General features: G+C 74.0%; 15 protein-coding genes. 6 read left to right on the forward strand and 9 right to left on the reverse strand.

From position 1 onward, the window contains the following. The first annotated feature begins 19 nt into the window (after positions 1 to 19). A complete protein-coding gene (locus tag ACH5AR_RS02900; RefSeq protein WP_396299602.1) occupies positions 20 to 625 on the forward strand; it encodes an NUDIX hydrolase in 606 nt (201 codons plus the stop codon). 76 nt (positions 626 to 701) lie between these two features. Continuing rightward, positions 702 to 1,103: an NUDIX domain-containing protein gene (locus tag ACH5AR_RS02905; protein ID WP_396299603.1), complete on the forward strand. Its 402-nt coding sequence runs from the start codon at positions 702 to 704 to the stop codon at positions 1,101 to 1,103. Between the two features lie 6 nt (positions 1,104 to 1,109). On the opposite strand, the gene ACH5AR_RS02910 is transcribed toward ACH5AR_RS02905, so the two are convergent. The 4 genes from ACH5AR_RS02910 to ACH5AR_RS02925 all read right to left on the reverse strand — a co-directional run bounded on the left by ACH5AR_RS02910 (position 1,110) and on the right by ACH5AR_RS02925 (position 5,248). After that, positions 1,110 to 2,495, reverse strand: a complete 1,386-nt coding sequence (locus ACH5AR_RS02910; protein ID WP_396299604.1) for a wax ester/triacylglycerol synthase family O-acyltransferase — start codon at positions 2,493 to 2,495, stop codon at positions 1,110 to 1,112. 125 nt (positions 2,496 to 2,620) lie between these two features. Beyond that, complete coding sequence (locus tag ACH5AR_RS02915) at positions 2,621 to 3,502, reverse strand: hypothetical protein (RefSeq protein ID WP_396299605.1); 882 nt, start codon at positions 3,500 to 3,502, stop codon at positions 2,621 to 2,623. A gap of 89 nt (positions 3,503 to 3,591) precedes the next feature. Further along, positions 3,592 to 4,266, reverse strand: a complete 675-nt coding sequence (locus ACH5AR_RS02920) for a hypothetical protein (protein ID WP_396299606.1) — start codon at positions 4,264 to 4,266, stop codon at positions 3,592 to 3,594. A gap of 124 nt (positions 4,267 to 4,390) precedes the next feature. Continuing rightward, positions 4,391 to 5,248 carry an endo-beta-N-acetylglucosaminidase H gene (locus tag ACH5AR_RS02925; RefSeq protein WP_396299607.1) on the reverse strand — a complete coding sequence of 286 codons (858 nt, stop codon included), beginning with the start codon at positions 5,246 to 5,248 and terminating at the stop codon, positions 4,391 to 4,393. A gap of 551 nt (positions 5,249 to 5,799) precedes the next feature. Between ACH5AR_RS02925 and ACH5AR_RS02930 the strand changes: the two genes are divergently transcribed. After that, positions 5,800 to 7,698, forward strand: coding sequence for an aconitate hydratase (locus ACH5AR_RS02930; RefSeq protein WP_396299968.1), 1,899 nt, complete (start codon positions 5,800 to 5,802; stop codon positions 7,696 to 7,698). Between the two features lie 51 nt (positions 7,699 to 7,749). On the opposite strand, the gene ligD is transcribed toward ACH5AR_RS02930, so the two are convergent. The 3 genes from ligD to ACH5AR_RS02945 are packed head-to-tail and all read right to left on the reverse strand — an operon-like array spanning position 7,750 to position 9,406. Beyond that, positions 7,750 to 8,652, reverse strand: a complete 903-nt coding sequence (gene ligD, locus ACH5AR_RS02935) for a non-homologous end-joining DNA ligase (protein ID WP_396299608.1) — start codon at positions 8,650 to 8,652, stop codon at positions 7,750 to 7,752. Then, a complete protein-coding gene (locus ACH5AR_RS02940) occupies positions 8,649 to 8,801 on the reverse strand; it encodes a hypothetical protein (RefSeq protein ID WP_396299609.1) in 153 nt (50 codons plus the stop codon). The genes ligD and ACH5AR_RS02940 overlap by 4 nt, the downstream gene beginning before the upstream one ends. Next, positions 8,798 to 9,406 carry a DNA polymerase ligase N-terminal domain-containing protein gene (locus ACH5AR_RS02945; protein WP_396299610.1) on the reverse strand — a complete coding sequence of 203 codons (609 nt, stop codon included), beginning with the start codon at positions 9,404 to 9,406 and terminating at the stop codon, positions 8,798 to 8,800. Before ACH5AR_RS02945 ends, ACH5AR_RS02940 begins: the two co-directional genes overlap by 4 nt. A 615-nt stretch (positions 9,407 to 10,021) precedes the next feature. Between ACH5AR_RS02945 and ACH5AR_RS02950 the strand changes: the two genes are divergently transcribed. Both ACH5AR_RS02950 and ACH5AR_RS02955 read left to right on the forward strand, forming a co-directional pair. Next, on the forward strand, positions 10,022 to 10,294 hold the full coding sequence (locus ACH5AR_RS02950; RefSeq protein WP_396299611.1) for a hypothetical protein: 273 nt from the start codon (positions 10,022 to 10,024) through the stop codon (positions 10,292 to 10,294). Between the two features lie 257 nt (positions 10,295 to 10,551). Next, the gene (locus ACH5AR_RS02955; RefSeq protein WP_396299612.1) at positions 10,552 to 11,883 is read left to right on the forward strand and encodes an NADH-quinone oxidoreductase subunit D; all 1,332 of its coding nucleotides are present in this window, start codon (positions 10,552 to 10,554) and stop codon (positions 11,881 to 11,883) included. Positions 11,884 to 11,986: 103 nt separating this feature from the next. Here ACH5AR_RS02955 and ACH5AR_RS02960 read toward each other — a convergent pair whose 3' ends face one another. Continuing rightward, positions 11,987 to 12,862 carry a class I SAM-dependent methyltransferase gene (locus ACH5AR_RS02960; protein WP_396299613.1) on the reverse strand — a complete coding sequence of 292 codons (876 nt, stop codon included), beginning with the start codon at positions 12,860 to 12,862 and terminating at the stop codon, positions 11,987 to 11,989. A gap of 120 nt (positions 12,863 to 12,982) precedes the next feature. Here ACH5AR_RS02960 and ACH5AR_RS02965 point away from each other — a divergent pair, with 120 nt between their 5' ends. Next, positions 12,983 to 13,525, forward strand: coding sequence for a DinB family protein (locus tag ACH5AR_RS02965; RefSeq protein WP_396299614.1), 543 nt, complete (start codon positions 12,983 to 12,985; stop codon positions 13,523 to 13,525). A gap of 41 nt (positions 13,526 to 13,566) precedes the next feature. On the opposite strand, the gene ACH5AR_RS02970 is transcribed toward ACH5AR_RS02965, so the two are convergent. After that, positions 13,567 to 14,085, reverse strand: coding sequence for a hypothetical protein (locus ACH5AR_RS02970; protein ID WP_396299615.1), 519 nt, complete (start codon positions 14,083 to 14,085; stop codon positions 13,567 to 13,569). Between the last annotated feature and the right edge of the window lie 19 nt (positions 14,086 to 14,104).

Raw genomic sequence — 14,104 nt, forward strand, 5'->3', positions numbered from 1 at the left:
CGACGGCGCGGAGGCCGGTATGAACATCGAGACGCTGCGTCCGGCGCCGGACGCCTATGCGGAGTACTGCGTGCTCTGCCGGGGCGGCCCGGTCGAGTGGACCACGGTCGACGGCCGGAGGCTCGTGCGCTGCGGCAACTGCGGGGAGCGCAGCGCCCGGGCCATCGTCATCGACCCCGCCATCTCCTGGTGGTCCGCCGAGGACGGCGAGTACTGGCACGAGACCGCGGCGGTCTTCGTACGCGACCGCGCGGGCCGGTTCCTGCTCTTCCAACGCGTCGCGTTCCCCTACGCGTTGACGGTGCCGGCCGGCCACGTGGCACGCGGTGAGGACCCGGCCCACGCCGCCGCCCGCGAGTTGCGCGAGGAGGTCGGCCTGGCCGCCGGCGGCCGGCTGCGGCCCGTCGCCAGGCTGCCGATCCCGGGTGACGGCTGCCGGCGCGGATCCGACGCCCACGTCTGGCACGTGTACCTGCTGACGGCGCCGGACGCGGGGGAAGTCACCGTCAACGAGGAGGGGGAGGAGCCCCGTTGGCTGACCCTGGACGAGGCGCTGTCCGCCGACCTGACCTTCGCGGTGCGGCAGGTCGTCACCGCCTACCGGGAGGAACTGCTGGCCGGCTGAGGGCGGCCGGGGCGGCCGGGGCGGTATCCTCGGGGCCGGCCCTCGGGGGCCGGCCGGAGTACAGGAGGAGTGGTCCGTGGCAGCGGTCATCGACAAAGTGGCGTGGATCCACACCGAGAACGGCAGGGTGCTGAGCACGCGCTCGCACGGCAAGGACGCCTACTACCTGCCCGGCGGGAAGCGGGAGCCGGGGGAGGACGACCTCGACACCCTGTGCCGCGAGATCGCGGAGGAGCTCTCCGTCAACGTCGACCGGGAGTCGGCCGCCCTGCTGGGCGTCTTCGAGGCCCAGGCGCACGGGCACGAGCCGGGCGTGGTCGTCCGGATGACCTGCTACACCGCCGGGTACGAGGGCGAGCTCGCGCCGGCCGCCGAGATCGCCGAGATGGTGTGGCTCACCCACGCCGACCGGCACCGGATCTCCCCGGTGGACCGGATCGTCTTCGACCGGCTGCGGGCCGACGGACTGCTGCGCTGACGTCCCCTAGGTCAAGCCCAACGCCCGCTCCAGGGCATCGAGTTGCTCGCCCAGCCGGTCGCCCAGCCCGGCCAGCGGGGCGAGCAGGGCGCGGTCGCCGACCAGGCCCAGGTTCAGCCGCCCGCCCGCCGAGCGGGCCGCGACGAACAGGCCGACGCCGTGGCAGACGCTGCCCAGCGGGTGGACGGTCTCCAGCGGGCAGCCGGCGAAGTACGTCCGGTGCGCGGGGCCGGGGATGTTCGACACCACCACGTTGTACGGAGGCCTGGTCGCGCCGGCCAGGCCCAGCACGTTCTGTGCGACGAACGGCCAGGTGAACAGGGCCCCGTAGAGCCCGGTGGTGCCCTCCGGGAGCCCGGCCAGCTCCCGCTTGGCCAGCTCGCCGGAGCGGGCCACGGTGCGCAGGCGCTCCAGCGGGTCGGCCACGTCGGTGCCGAGGCTCATGACGGTCATCGCGAAGGAGTTGGCGGTGGCCGCGTCGCCCGGCTTGCGGGTGGACACCGGCGTGCCGGCGGTCAGCGAGCGCGCCGGAAGCGCCCCGGCCGCCAGCAGGCCCTCGCGGAGGGCGCCCCCGCAGACCGCCAGCAGGACGTCGTTGACCGTCACCCCGGCGGCCTTCGCCACGCCGCGGAAGCGGGCGAACGGGTAGCTCCGGGTGATCACTTGGCGCTGCCGCCCCACGGCGCCGTTCAGCGGGGACCGCGGCACCAGGAACGGCACCGCCCGGGCGCGGTCCGCCCGGGCGCGGACGCCGCGCAGCATCGTCCGGGCGGCCCGGCCGAGGCCCAGCGCGGTGGTGGCCGCTCCGCCGGTCCGGCCGGGCGCCTCGGCCCCGCCGGCCGCCGCGGCGTGCCCGGCCTCCTCGGCGGCCGGCACGACGCTCCAGAGCGGGCGCACCTGATCGTCCAGCGGATCGGTGCCGAGCATGTGCCGCAGCCGCTGCTGGATGCCGAGCCCGTCCGTGAGCGCGTGGTGCACCTTGACGTACAGCGCGAACCGGTCCCCGGCCAGGCCCTCGATCAGGTGGCACTCCCAGAGCGGCCGCGCGGTGTCGAGCGGGCGGGAGTGCAACCGCGAGACGAGGTCCGTCAGTTCGCGCTCGCCGCCGGGCGCGGGGAGCGCGGAGCGGCGCAGGTGGTACGTCAGGTCGACGTCCGCCGGGGCGAGCTCCTCCCAGCTGCCGTCGAAGGCCCCCCACCGGGCGTGGCGCGGTCGGAAGGAGAACGGGGCCGCGACGGGAGCGGCGGCGATCCGCTCGAACAGCCGTTGCACGTACCGCCCGGGCTCGGCGCCGGGAGGGGGCCCGAAGGTGGCCAGCAGGGCCACGTGCTGGGGCGTGCGGGCGGACTCCAACGCGAGGAAGACCCGGTCGGGCATCCTGATCCTGGCCACCGCACCCCTCCGCTCCGCGTACCCCGGGCCAGTCTGGTCGCGCCGGCACCGCCGGACAAGACCGCCCCGCGGCCCCGCTGCCCGTCCGGGCTCGGTCGGTCCGCTCGGCTGGGGCCCGGAACGGATCAGTCGATGATCACGGAGTCGCCGGACTGCATGTAGGTGCACCAGTCCGTGTAGTTGCCGCGGTTGGCCTTCTGGGGGTCGGCGATGATCTTGCCGGCGTTGTCGAGGTTGGTGATCGGGCATGCGCCCGGTTTGTGCCACCAGGTGTTGTCCGTGCAGAGCCGGTACCAGTGGAAGTCCCGTTGGGTGCCGAAGGCGCCCGTGACGAGGGCGACCTTGTAGCGTTTGGTCCCCGCCGTGTAGCAGTTCACCCCCCAGCTCCGCAGCCCGTCCTTCAGCGCTCCGGTGAGGACGTCGGCGCAGGTGACCTTCGTGAGGTCGTACTGGTGGGCCCGGCCGGGCTGGGCGAAGGTGTCGGTCCGGTCGTTGACCGCGTAGTTGTAGCAGTTGTTGTGGGGGCAGACCGTGGAGTTGTTCCACAGGTCGGCGCCGTCGGAGGTGACGTCGTAGGGGCAGTCGGCTCCGTCGGCCGGCGGTCTTTCCGTCGGCTCGGCCGGCGGCCAGGTCCGGGCGCTGCGGATCTCGCTGCGGACCAGTTCGCGGAACTCCGGCGTCAGCACGGCGGGGGCCTGCTCGCCGGGCGGGGGTGCCTCGACGGGCATCGTGTCGAGAAGGGCCTCGGCGAGTTCGGCGCTCGCGGGAGGGCTGCCGGGGCCGCCCACCGTGAAGACGGGTGGGAGCCCCTGGGCCGTGACGCTGTCGGTGGCCTCCACGCGCAGCCCGCGGAAGCCCAGCAGGACGGCGCCCGTGCCGGGCGGCGCGAGGGCGGGGCGCTGTTCGTGGAAGAGGCCGCGCAGGTCGGTGACCTGCTGCGGGTCCCGGATCTCCCAGGACGGGTTGGGCCGCCCGGAGAACACGTCGACGGTGATGCGGAATCCCATGCTTCTCTCCGTTCTCGCTGGTGTTCGCTCCACGGCGCGGCGCCGGCACGGCACCCGCGGACGGGTGCCGTGCGCGGCCCCGGGCCGGTCTACCGGGAAGGCAGCGGGCCGGGCTTGAAGACGTTGTCCGTGTCGTCGTAGTGCACCGTCTTGGAGGTCTCCCCGGTGTCGTACTCCACCTTGAGCATGTCCGTCGTGACCTTCTCCTTGACGACGCCGGTGTCGGCGACCTTCTGGGCCCAGACGTAGACGACCTCCTCCGGCGCGAACCGCCCCTTCTCGTTGTAGGGGACGTAACAGGCGTTGAGCGGCCCCTGGTCGTTCGTGTCGTTGCCGCCGCCCGACACGGTCGAGACCTGGTAGAGGCCGGAGCAGACCTGCCGCTCCTCGTTGATGGTCCAGTTCGACCCGTTGTGGAGGGAGTAGTAGCCCTCGCCGTCCTTGTCCTCGGTTCCTTCGCCGAACACGTTGTTCTTGGTGAAGGGGTAGCAGTAGTCGAGCGTCACCACGTCGCGCGTCCGGGTCGTCGAACTGACCTGGGCGCCGTCGACGATCTTGCTCTCGCTGGCGTAGATCCGGTAGTCCTCCTCCCAGGTCACCACGTTGTTCTCGCCGGGGTCGATCTTGACCCAGACAGTCCGCGCGGTGTTGGAGGTGCTTCCCGCGGTCCCCACGTCCTTGGCCAGGCAGACGCTCTGCTGGGCATTGCCGATGGTGTTCAGCCCGGTGTCGGTGATCTCGATCTTGAGGGTGTACTCGGTCATGGGATGACTCCTGTCTCGTGGTGGTGGCTTCGGCCCGGGATCCGGGCTGCCATGGGGAAAGTGACGTCGGGTACGGACCGTGACGCGCCGGGCGGCGCGAGAACGGGGGCGCCGCCGGGCCCCGTCACGGTGCGGGTTCGGTGGTGCCGGGCGGACGGACGTCGCTGTTGTAGAGGACCTTGGTGACGGCGGAGAGGCCTGTGCTGACGTCGGTGTCCGGGAGACGGTAGGTGTTGTAGACGCCGTAGCCCTGGTCCAAGGTCTGCTTGGCCAGGTCCGCGGCGGTCGACCACCCGCCGGCCTCCTCGTCCTGGATGTCGATGGCGGCCGCCGCCAGCCGGGCTTTGCCGAGCCCGGGCACGTCCGGCGGGTCGAAGCTGCCGTAGCCCGCGTTCCAGCTGTAGTCGATCAGCCGGCCCACGTCGATGTCGCCGTAGGTGAGCGTCCGGGAGGAGGGGCCGATGAAGTAGAGCGAGATGGTCTTGGCCTTGCCCAGCTTCGTGCGCAGTGCGTCGACCAGGTAGGGGAACGACCAGGTGTTGGTCTGGCCCTCCCCGCTCGTGGGGTAGTCGGCGTACTCGTCGTCGAAGTCGATGCCGTCCAGCCCGTAGCGGGTGACGGCCGCGGCGAGTTGGTCGGCGAACGCGGCCGCGGACGGCTGGTCGGGGAAGTTCGCGAAGCCGACGCCCTGGTGGTTGCCCAGGACGGACAGCAGGACCCTGATGCCCTTGTCCCGGAGCGGTTTGATCAGCTTGCCGGCGTTGTCGAGGACGTCCTGGACGTGGGGGTTGAAGCCCAGGTACGTGCCCTTCTGGTCGTCGTGGTTGATGTTCGCGGCGAAGACGAGGGCGATGTCGAACACGTTGCTGCCGTCCTTGGCCAGGACGTACCTGCCGGCGTTGGCGATGCTGTTGTCGTTGACCTCGACGTAGGCGGTCATGAGCGGGCCGGACTTCGGGGCCCCGCTGTTCGAAGTGGTCATCACTGTTCTCCCTGCACAGGTGCTGCCGGGGCGTGCCGGTCCGGTCCGTGACGGGGGATGGACCGGCCCACCCGCCCGGGGCCGGTGCCCGTACGGGCGGCGTGCCGGAGCAGAGGGTCAGCCGGCCGCCGACGGGGTCGGCGACGGCGGGACGGTCGGCGCCCAGGGGGCGTCATCCGGGCGTCTAACCAGAAGTCCCGGTCCGTAACGCGGCGAGCGCAGGGAGCTTCCGCGCCGCCCGGGCGCGGCGCCCCGGCGGTTCGCGGGTCTGCGGGAGGGGCGGCAGGACGCCCCCCCCGGCCCCCGGAGCGTCGGCGTTAGGAGTCCTGGTCGGGGGGCACCCGCCCGGTGGGAGCGACCTGGCCGGTGCGCAGGTGCCCGGACCCGGCCGGGCCCCGCGCTCCGCCGGTGGGAAGAGCGGATCCCGTCCGCTTTGCACCGCAGGCCCCGGCCGCACCGCTCCCGCCCACCCGTCGACGGAGGAGGTCACCGTGACCGAGCCGCTCACGACCGCCCAGCAACTGATCGCCTCCCACCTGGTGAGCGGTCCGATGACGGCGGGCGAGGAGATCGCCCTGCGCATCGACCAGACCCTCTGCCAGGACGCCACCGGCACCCTGGTCATGCAGGAGCTGGAGGCACTCGGCCTGGACCGGGCCCGTACCGAGCTGAGCGTGCAGTACGTCGACCACAACCTCCTCCAGGCCGACGAGCGCAACGCCGAGGACCACCTCTTCCTGCGCTCTGCCGCCCGCCGGTTCGGGCTCTGGTACTCCAAGCCCGGCAACGGCGTGTCCCACCCGGTCCACATGCAGCGCTTCGGCGTCCCCGGGAAGACCCTGCTCGGCTCCGACTCCCACACCTGTGCCGGAGGGGCGCTCGGCATGCTGGCGATCGGCACCGGCGGCCTGGACGTCGCCCTCGCCCTCGCCGGTCGGCCCTACCACCTGACCATGCCCCGCATCTGGGGCATCCGGCTCGACGGCGAGCTGCCGGACTGGGTGAGCGCCAAGGACGTGATCCTGGAGCTGCTGCGCCGCCACGGTGTGAAGGGCGGCCTCCACCGGATCCTGGAGTACCACGGGCCCGGCCTGGCCGGGCTGAGCGCGATGGACCGGCACGTCATCGCCAACATGGGCGCCGAACTGGGCGCGACCGCCAGCGTCTTCCCCGCGGACGAGGCCGTCCGGGACTTCCTGCGCGCCGAGGGCCGCGAGGAGGACTTCCGGCCGTACAGCGCGGAACCCGGCTGCCGTTACGACCTCACCGAGCGGATCGACCTGTCCGCCCTGGAGCCGCTGGTCGCCATGCCGAGCTCGCCCGGCAACGTCGTCCCGGTCCGTGAGGTCGCGGGCACCCCGATCGGCCAGGTCGTGATCGGTTCCTCCGCCAACCCGGGCCTGCGCGACTACGCGATCGCCGCCGCCATGGTGCACGGCCGCCAGACCGCCGGCCCGGTCAGCTTCGACGTCAACCCCAGCTCCCGCGAGGTCCTCCAGGACCTGCTGCTGACCGGCGCCGCCTCCGACCTGGTCACCGCCGGAGCCCGCATCCACCAGTCCGGCTGCCTCGGCTGCATCGGCATGGGCCAGGCGCCCGCCGCCGGACAGCACTCGCTGCGCACGTTCCCCCGCAACTTCCCCGGCCGCTCCGGCACCCTGGACGACTCGGTGTGGCTCTGCTCGCCCGAGACCGCCGCCGCCTCCGCCCTCACCGGCCGGCTCACCGACCCCCGCGCCTGGGCTCTGCGCGAAGGCGTGGAGCCGCCCGACCTGGCGCTGCCGGACCACGCCTCGGTCAACCGGCCGATGATGGAGGCGCCGCTGCCGCCGACGACCGCCGCCACCGTCGAGCTCGTCCGCGGGCCCAACATCTCCGCCCTGCCCGACCTCGACCCGCTGCCGGACGAACTCGATGCCCCCGTCCTGCTCAGGACCGGTGACAACGTCTCCACCGACGAGATCAGCCCGGCCGGCGCCCAGGCCCTCCCCTACCGCTCCAACCTGCCGAAACTCGCCGACTTCACCTTCACCCGGATCGACCCGGACTACCCCGAGCGTGCCCGGGCGGCCGGGGCGCACCTGGTCGTCGCCGGCGACAACTACGGCCAGGGGTCGTCCCGCGAGCACGCCGCCATCACCCCGCGCCTGCTCGGCCTGCGCGCCGTCCTCGCGAAGTCCTTCGCCCGCATCCACTGGCAGAACCTCGCCAACTTCGGCATCCTGCCGCTGGAGTTCACCGACCCCGCCGACCACGACCGGATCACCCAGGGCGACCGCCTGCTCCTCAGCGGCCTGCACCAGGCCCTCGCTCACGGCGCCGACCCCCGGCTGACCGTGCACAACGCCACCACGGACGAGGACTACCGGGTCACCCACCGCCTCTCGCCCCGCCAACGCGACGCCGTGCTCGCCGGCGGCGTCATCCCCGCCCTGCGGATCGCCGGGTGAGTCCGGACGGTGCCGGGGGTCCGAGCCGTACGGGGCGTGGCAGGGGCCGGGTCAGAGCTTCGCCAGCATCCGGGCGGCCGCCGTCAGGGAGCGGCCGCGGCGCAGCTCCTGCCCCCAGGGGTCGTCGCCCTCCAGGCGCTCGCCGACGGTGGCGACGGTCCAGCGCCGCGGGGTGAGGCCGGGGTCGTCCAGTTCGTCCCAGCCGAGCGGGGTGGCGACCGGTGCGCCGGGCAGGGCGCGGACGGCGTACGGGGTGACGGCGGTCTGGGCGTAGGCGTTGCGCTGGACGTCCAGGTAGAGGCGGCCCCTGCGGGCCTGCTTGCGGGCGGCGGTGGTGAGTTCGTCCGGGTACCGTTCGGCGAGCAGGTCGGCCAGGCCGCGCGCGAAGGCGCGGACCTCGTCGAAGGGAGCGCGGCGGTCGAGCGGGACCAGCACGTGCAGGCCGCGCGACCCGGTGCTCATCAGGGCGGCGGGCAGGCCGAGTTCGCCGAGCAGCTCGTGCAGGCGGGCGGCGGCCCGCCGGACCGGTTCGAAGTCGTCGCCGGGAGGGTCGAGGTCGAGCACCAGCCGGTCGGGGTGGTCGGGCTTGTCGGCCTTGGACAGCCAGCGGTGCGGGGTGATGCACGCCTGGTCGACCAGGTAGAGCAGGGTGGCGAGGCCGTCGCAGACGGGGTAGGTGACGGTGCCGTCCTCCTTGGGCAGCTCGGCGCGGTGGATCCAGTCCGGGAAGTAGTCGGGGGTGTCCTTCTGCATGAACCGTCCGCCGCCGATGCCGTCGGGGTGGCGCTCCAGCATCAGCGGGCGTCCGCGCAGGTGCGGCAGGATGCGCCGGCCGGCCCGGCGGTAGTAGTCGGCGAGGTCGGCCTTGGTGATGCCGTCGTCGGGGAAGAGCACCTTGTCGGCCCTCTTGATCCCGATGGTCCGGCCGCCGGCGCGGATGTCGGTGGTGGTCATGGCGCTCCTCGCTCGCCGGTCACGTCGGTGGGCCGTTCGTCCGCGGGCGGAGGCCCGGTGCCGTCGCCGGTGCCGGCCGTGCCCGCGCAGCGCAGGCGCGCGCCCTGATGGCCGCCGACCAGCTGGGCGCCGGAGTCCGGCACGGTCATCCGCCGGCCTCCTCGGCGGCGACCTGCCCGAGCGTCCGCCCGCTGCGCGCGGAGCGGGCCCGCCGGGGGTCGGGCGTGCCGCCGCGTCCGCTCCGGCCGTGCCGGACCAGCAGCCACGCCTCCCGCTCCCCGTCGCCCTGACGGAAGCGGGTCAGGGCCCAGTCGCCGTGCAGTTTGTGCCCGTCCAGCCGGAACGAGGCGTGGCCGTCGGCGAGCGCCTTCGCGAACGGGACCTCGTGCCCCCGCTTGTCCGTGCTGCGGTTGGCGTAGCTGCCCTCGTCCCAGATGATCACCGTGCCGGCGCCGTACCCGCCCTCGGCGATGGTCCCCTCGAAGTCGCGGTACTCCAGGGGGTGGTCCTCGGTGGGCATCGCGAGCCGCTTGTCGTGCGGATCGCCGGACGGGCCCTTGGGGACGGACCAGGACTTGAGCACGCCGTCGACCTCCAGGCGGAAGTCGAAGTGCATGGTGCGGGCGTCGTGGATCTGCACGACGAAGCCGGGCTCGCGGTCGCCGGATGGGGCGCGGCCCTCCCCGCTGGGCTCGCGGGTCCGGTGGAAGTCCCGTTTGCGTCGGTACTCCGTCAGTGGCTCGGATCCGGGCATCGTTGCTCCTCTCGGCACCGGCGCACGCCACCGGCAGCGTGCAGCGACCCGCCTCGCCGGACCGCCCCTCAGGGCAGCGGCCGTCCGGTCGTCCCCGGGGGCCCGGTGACTCCTCCTGCCGCGCCTGCCCGCGCGCCGGGCGCGGAAACCGGGACCGTCACGCGGGGGCGCGTCGGGGCCGCGGTACCGCTCGGCCTCACCGGCGCTGTGCTCGGGTGACCGGTGCGGGAGCCGGCCCCGGGCCGGGCAGCGGCCCGGGCTGGGGCCGGGGGTCCGGCCGCGGCGCGGGCGGCGGCTGCGGGTCGGGCTCCGGCGGGGGCGGCCCGGGCGGAACCGGATCCGGCCCGCCCGGTCCGGGCACCGGACCGGGCAGCGGGCCCGGCTGCGGGCCGGGCCCCGGAACCGGCGTGGGCGTGGGCGGTACCGGATCGTTCGGTGGCGTTCCCATGGTCACTACCCCTCTCCGGGTCGGCGCTGACGGTGGCCCCGGCCGTCTCCTACGGTAGGGCGGGCGCCCCCGCAGCGGCAGGTCGGCACGGCGGATGCCCGCCGGGTCCGCACCCGCCCACGGCATGGCGGCTGGCGCCGGGGCACCGGCCGAGCGAGCATCGGGCCATGACGGAGTCCGATCCCGCACCGGTGAGCCACGACACCCACTACCTCGGCGAGACGGCCCGCCTCTTCGGCTGGCAGGTCGTGCGCGAGCAGGACGGGGCGATGCGGTTCTCCCTGCTCGACTGGACGTTGCAGGTCGAGTTCGCCCCGGACGGCCGGTTCTCGTCCGCCCGGGCGAACGGCCCCGGCAGCGCCGACACCCCGCTGGACCTGCGGGCCGTGATCGACTTGCTCGAAGCGTACGGCAGCCCCTCCCAGCCCGAGGAGCCGTGACCCACCGGCCCCCGGCCGACCACGGATGCGGCCCGCCGCGGCCGGCCACGGCCGGTGCGCCGCCGGCCCGGCCGGGTGGTCCCGGCGGATCTGCGCGATCCTGGACCTGAGCAGCAGCCGGCGCCGCCGATTCGCGCCCGTGCGCCTGGAGCGAAGGCCGGCCGGCTGGGACGGGCCGCGGCCCCGGGTGCGCGATCGCGCGCCGCGACACGGGCACGGGGACGTGACCGGGGACCCGAGCGGAGGTCGTACGGCTGATGAGCGGCACCGAGCACGAGTCGGCAGGAGCGCGGGACACGACCGAGGGCCGCGTCTACACCGTCACCGGCGGCGACTGGGGCGAGGTGGTCGAGGCGGTCGGCCGGGCCGACGACGAACGCATCATCGTCAACATGGGGCCGCAGCACCCGTCCACCCACGGGGTGCTGCGCCTGGTCCTGGAGATCGACGGGGAGACGGTGAAGGAGGCCCGCTGCGGCATCGGCTACCTCCACACCGGCATCGAGAAGAACATGGAGTTCCGCAACTGGGTGCAGGGCACCACCTTCGTGACCCGGATGGACTACCTGATGCCGCTGTTCAACGAGACCGCCTACTGCCTGGCCGTGGAGAAGCTGCTCGGGATCACCGAGCAGGTCCCGGAGCGGGCGAGCGTGGTCCGGGTGATGATGATGGAGCTCAACCGGATCTCCTCGCACCTGGTGGCGCTGGCCGCCGGGGGGATGGAGATCGGCTCCACCACGCTGATGGTCTACGGCTTCCGGGACCGCGAGGTGGTCCTGGACGTCTTCGAGCTGGTCACCGGCCTGCGCATGAACCACGGCTACGTCCGACCGGGCGGCCTGGCGCAGGACCTGCCCCCGGGGGCGCCGGACCAGATCCGCGAGGCGGTCGGGCTGCTGCGTTCGCGGATGCACGAGTACGACGCACTGGCGACGAGGAACCCGGCCTTCAGGGCCCGGCTGGTCGACGTCGGCTTCCTGGACCTGCCCGGCTGCCTGGCCCTCGGTGCCACCGGCCCGATCCTGCGCGCCACCGGCCTGCCGCACGACCTGCGCAGGACCGACCCGTACTGCGGCTACCAGGACTACGACTTCGAGGTCGCGGTGGCCGACACCGCGGACGCCTACGGGCGGTTCCTGGTCCGGCTGGAGGAGATGCGCCAGTCGCTGCGGATCGTCGAGCAGTGCCTGGACCGGCTGGCGCCCGGCCCGGTCATGGTGGCCGACAAGAAGATCGCCTGGCCCGCGCAACTGGCCCTCGGCCCGGACGGCTTGGGCAACTCGCTCGACCACATCCGCACGATCATGGGCGAGTCCATGGAGGCGCTGATCCACCACTTCAAGCTGGTCACCGAGGGCTTCCGCGTCCCGGTCGGCCAGGCGTACGCGGCGGTCGAGTCCGCGCGGGGCGAGCTGGGCGTCCACGTCGTCTCCGACGGCGGCGCCCGGCCGTACCGGGTGCACTTCCGCGACCCGAGCTTCACCAACCTGCAGTCGATGGCCGCGATGTGCGAGGGAGGGCAGGTCGCGGACGTCGTCGTCGCGGTGGCCAGCATCGACCCGGTGATGGGAGGCGTGGACCGCTGAGGCCGTCGCTCACGGCCGCCCTTCGTCGCCGCCGGGGCGCGTGGCGCCGGGCCCCTCCGGGGGGGCGGGCGGGCCCGGGCGCCGAGGTGCCCGTCGTGCCCGGTCAGATGCGGGTGGCGGTGAGGACGTGGTAGTCGACGAGGCCGTCGCGCCAGGCGGGGAGGAAGTTGCGGGTCCAGTGGGAGGTGGGGACGGTGTCGGCGAGGTAGCGGTCCAGGCCCGGCCAGACGTCGGCGCCGATGGAGTCGGCGGCGATGTCGGTGAAGCCGTGGCGGGTGAGCTCGGCGGTGAAGTCCTCCAGGGGGTGGGGGACGTCCAGGCCGTCGGCGAAGCTGGCGAGCACGATCTTGAGGCGTTCGGCGGCGTCGGGGCCCGGGGCGGTGAAGAAGGTGGCGACGACGAGCCGGCCGCCCGAGCGCAGGACGCGGGCGGACTCGCGGGCGAAGCCGCCCAACTCGCGGAAGTGCTGGGCCGCTTCGACGGAGAAGACGCCGTCCAGGTAGCCGTCGGAGAAGGGGAGCTCCTCCGCCGAGCCCAGGGTGTACGCCAGCCGATCGGGGTACGTCGCCAGGGCTCTCGTGTTGACGGCGCGGGCCCGCTCGATCTGGTCCGGGTGGATGTCCACGCCCGTCACGCCCGCGAACCGGAACTCCCGCAGCGCCAGCGCGGCGCCCAGCCCGCGCCCGCAGCCCACCTCCGCCAGCCGCAGCCGCTCCCGCGGCTCCGGGAACTCGCCCAGCACCCGCCGGTACATCTGCTCCTGGCTGCGCACCCGGTCCTCGGGGGTCGGGTTGGCGAGGTCGATCCCCTGCCAGTAGCCGAAGTTGATGAACCCCCCGGCGAACGACGGGGCGGTGCTGAGGTCGTCGGCGCCGTAGGTGCGGCGCACGGTCGGGGGGATGCGGTTGTGGTCCATGGGCCGCTGGGTCTCCTGCTCGCTGGGCACCCGGCCGTCGGGCGTGCCGAGGTACGTACCCAAACCTGTGGTGGTCCGAACACGGTACGTGATGGCGCAGGCCTGCCGCGCCGTGCGGGGCGCGGTGGTGCCCGGGGGAAAACGGGGGGCGGGCGGGCGGGTGGTTCGCTACAGTCCGCGGGGATGCCCGACCACCGCGAGGAGAGCTTCACCGTGAACGTCCCCGACGACCGCCCCGCTCCGCCGCTGACCGGCGGCGAGCGCGAGATGCTGCGCGGCTTCCTGGACTTCCACCGGGCGACCCTCGCCCTGAAGTGCGAGGGCCTGACCGACGAGCAGCTGCGCCTGCGCTCCAGCCCGCCCTCCGCGCTCAGCCTGCTCGGGCTGGTCCGGCACATGGCGGAGGTCGAGCGCACCTGGTTCCGCCGGGTGATCGACGCTGAGGACGTCCCGCTGGTCTGGTCCGCGGAGGGCGACTACCAGGCGGCGTACGACCCGGCCGGCGCCACCCGGGCCGAGGCCTTCGACGCCTGGCAGGCCGAGGTCGAGCACTCCCGCCGGATCGAGCGCGCCGCCGCGTCCCTCGACGTCACCGGCTACCAGGCCCGCTGGGACGCCGAGGTGTCGCTGCGGATGGTGATGCTCCACCTGATCCACGAGTACGCCCGGCACAACGGGCACGCGGACTTCCTGCGGGAGGCGATCGACGGGCGGGTGGGGGCGTAGCCCCCGGCACCGGGCGGCCGGCGAGAATTGTCAGACACGCCCTACCAGCCGAGCAGGTGGGTGCGGTCGTCGAGGGCGGCGAGGACGGAGCCGGCGGCATCCTCGGGGCCGAGGCCGGTGGTGTCGAGGGCGTGGGGGGCGTCCTCGGGGGCCGGGCCGGAGTGCAGGACGACGTAGTGGAGGGCGGCGCCGGTGGCACGGCTCTCCCGGCGGAAGGTGTCCAGCGCGGTCGGGACGGCGGGGGCCTCCACGACGACCTGGTAGCCGCGGGTGGCGTAGGCGAAGGCGGCCTGCGCGGCGGCGGCCAGCGCGGTGGCGTTGCGCCGCCCGGCCTCGGCCGCGTCGGCCGCCCCGGCCGCGTCGGACGTCCCGGAGGGGAGCCGGCCGCGGATGACCCGCAGGAAGTCGGCCGTCCGCAGGTGGACGCTCGGGTTCAGCTCCCGGGCGAGCAGCTCCGCGACCGGGCTGTCCCCGGCCCCGGCCGGGTTGACGAGGACGAGGACGCCCCCGGCGCCCCGGCCGCCCCCGAGCTCCGGCCCACCTACGGTCGTACGGTTCACAGCTGCTGATCCCTTCGCG

It is taken from the genome of Kitasatospora sp. NPDC018619 (assembly GCF_044391605.1).
Taxonomy (GTDB): domain Bacteria; phylum Actinomycetota; class Actinomycetes; order Streptomycetales; family Streptomycetaceae; genus Kitasatospora.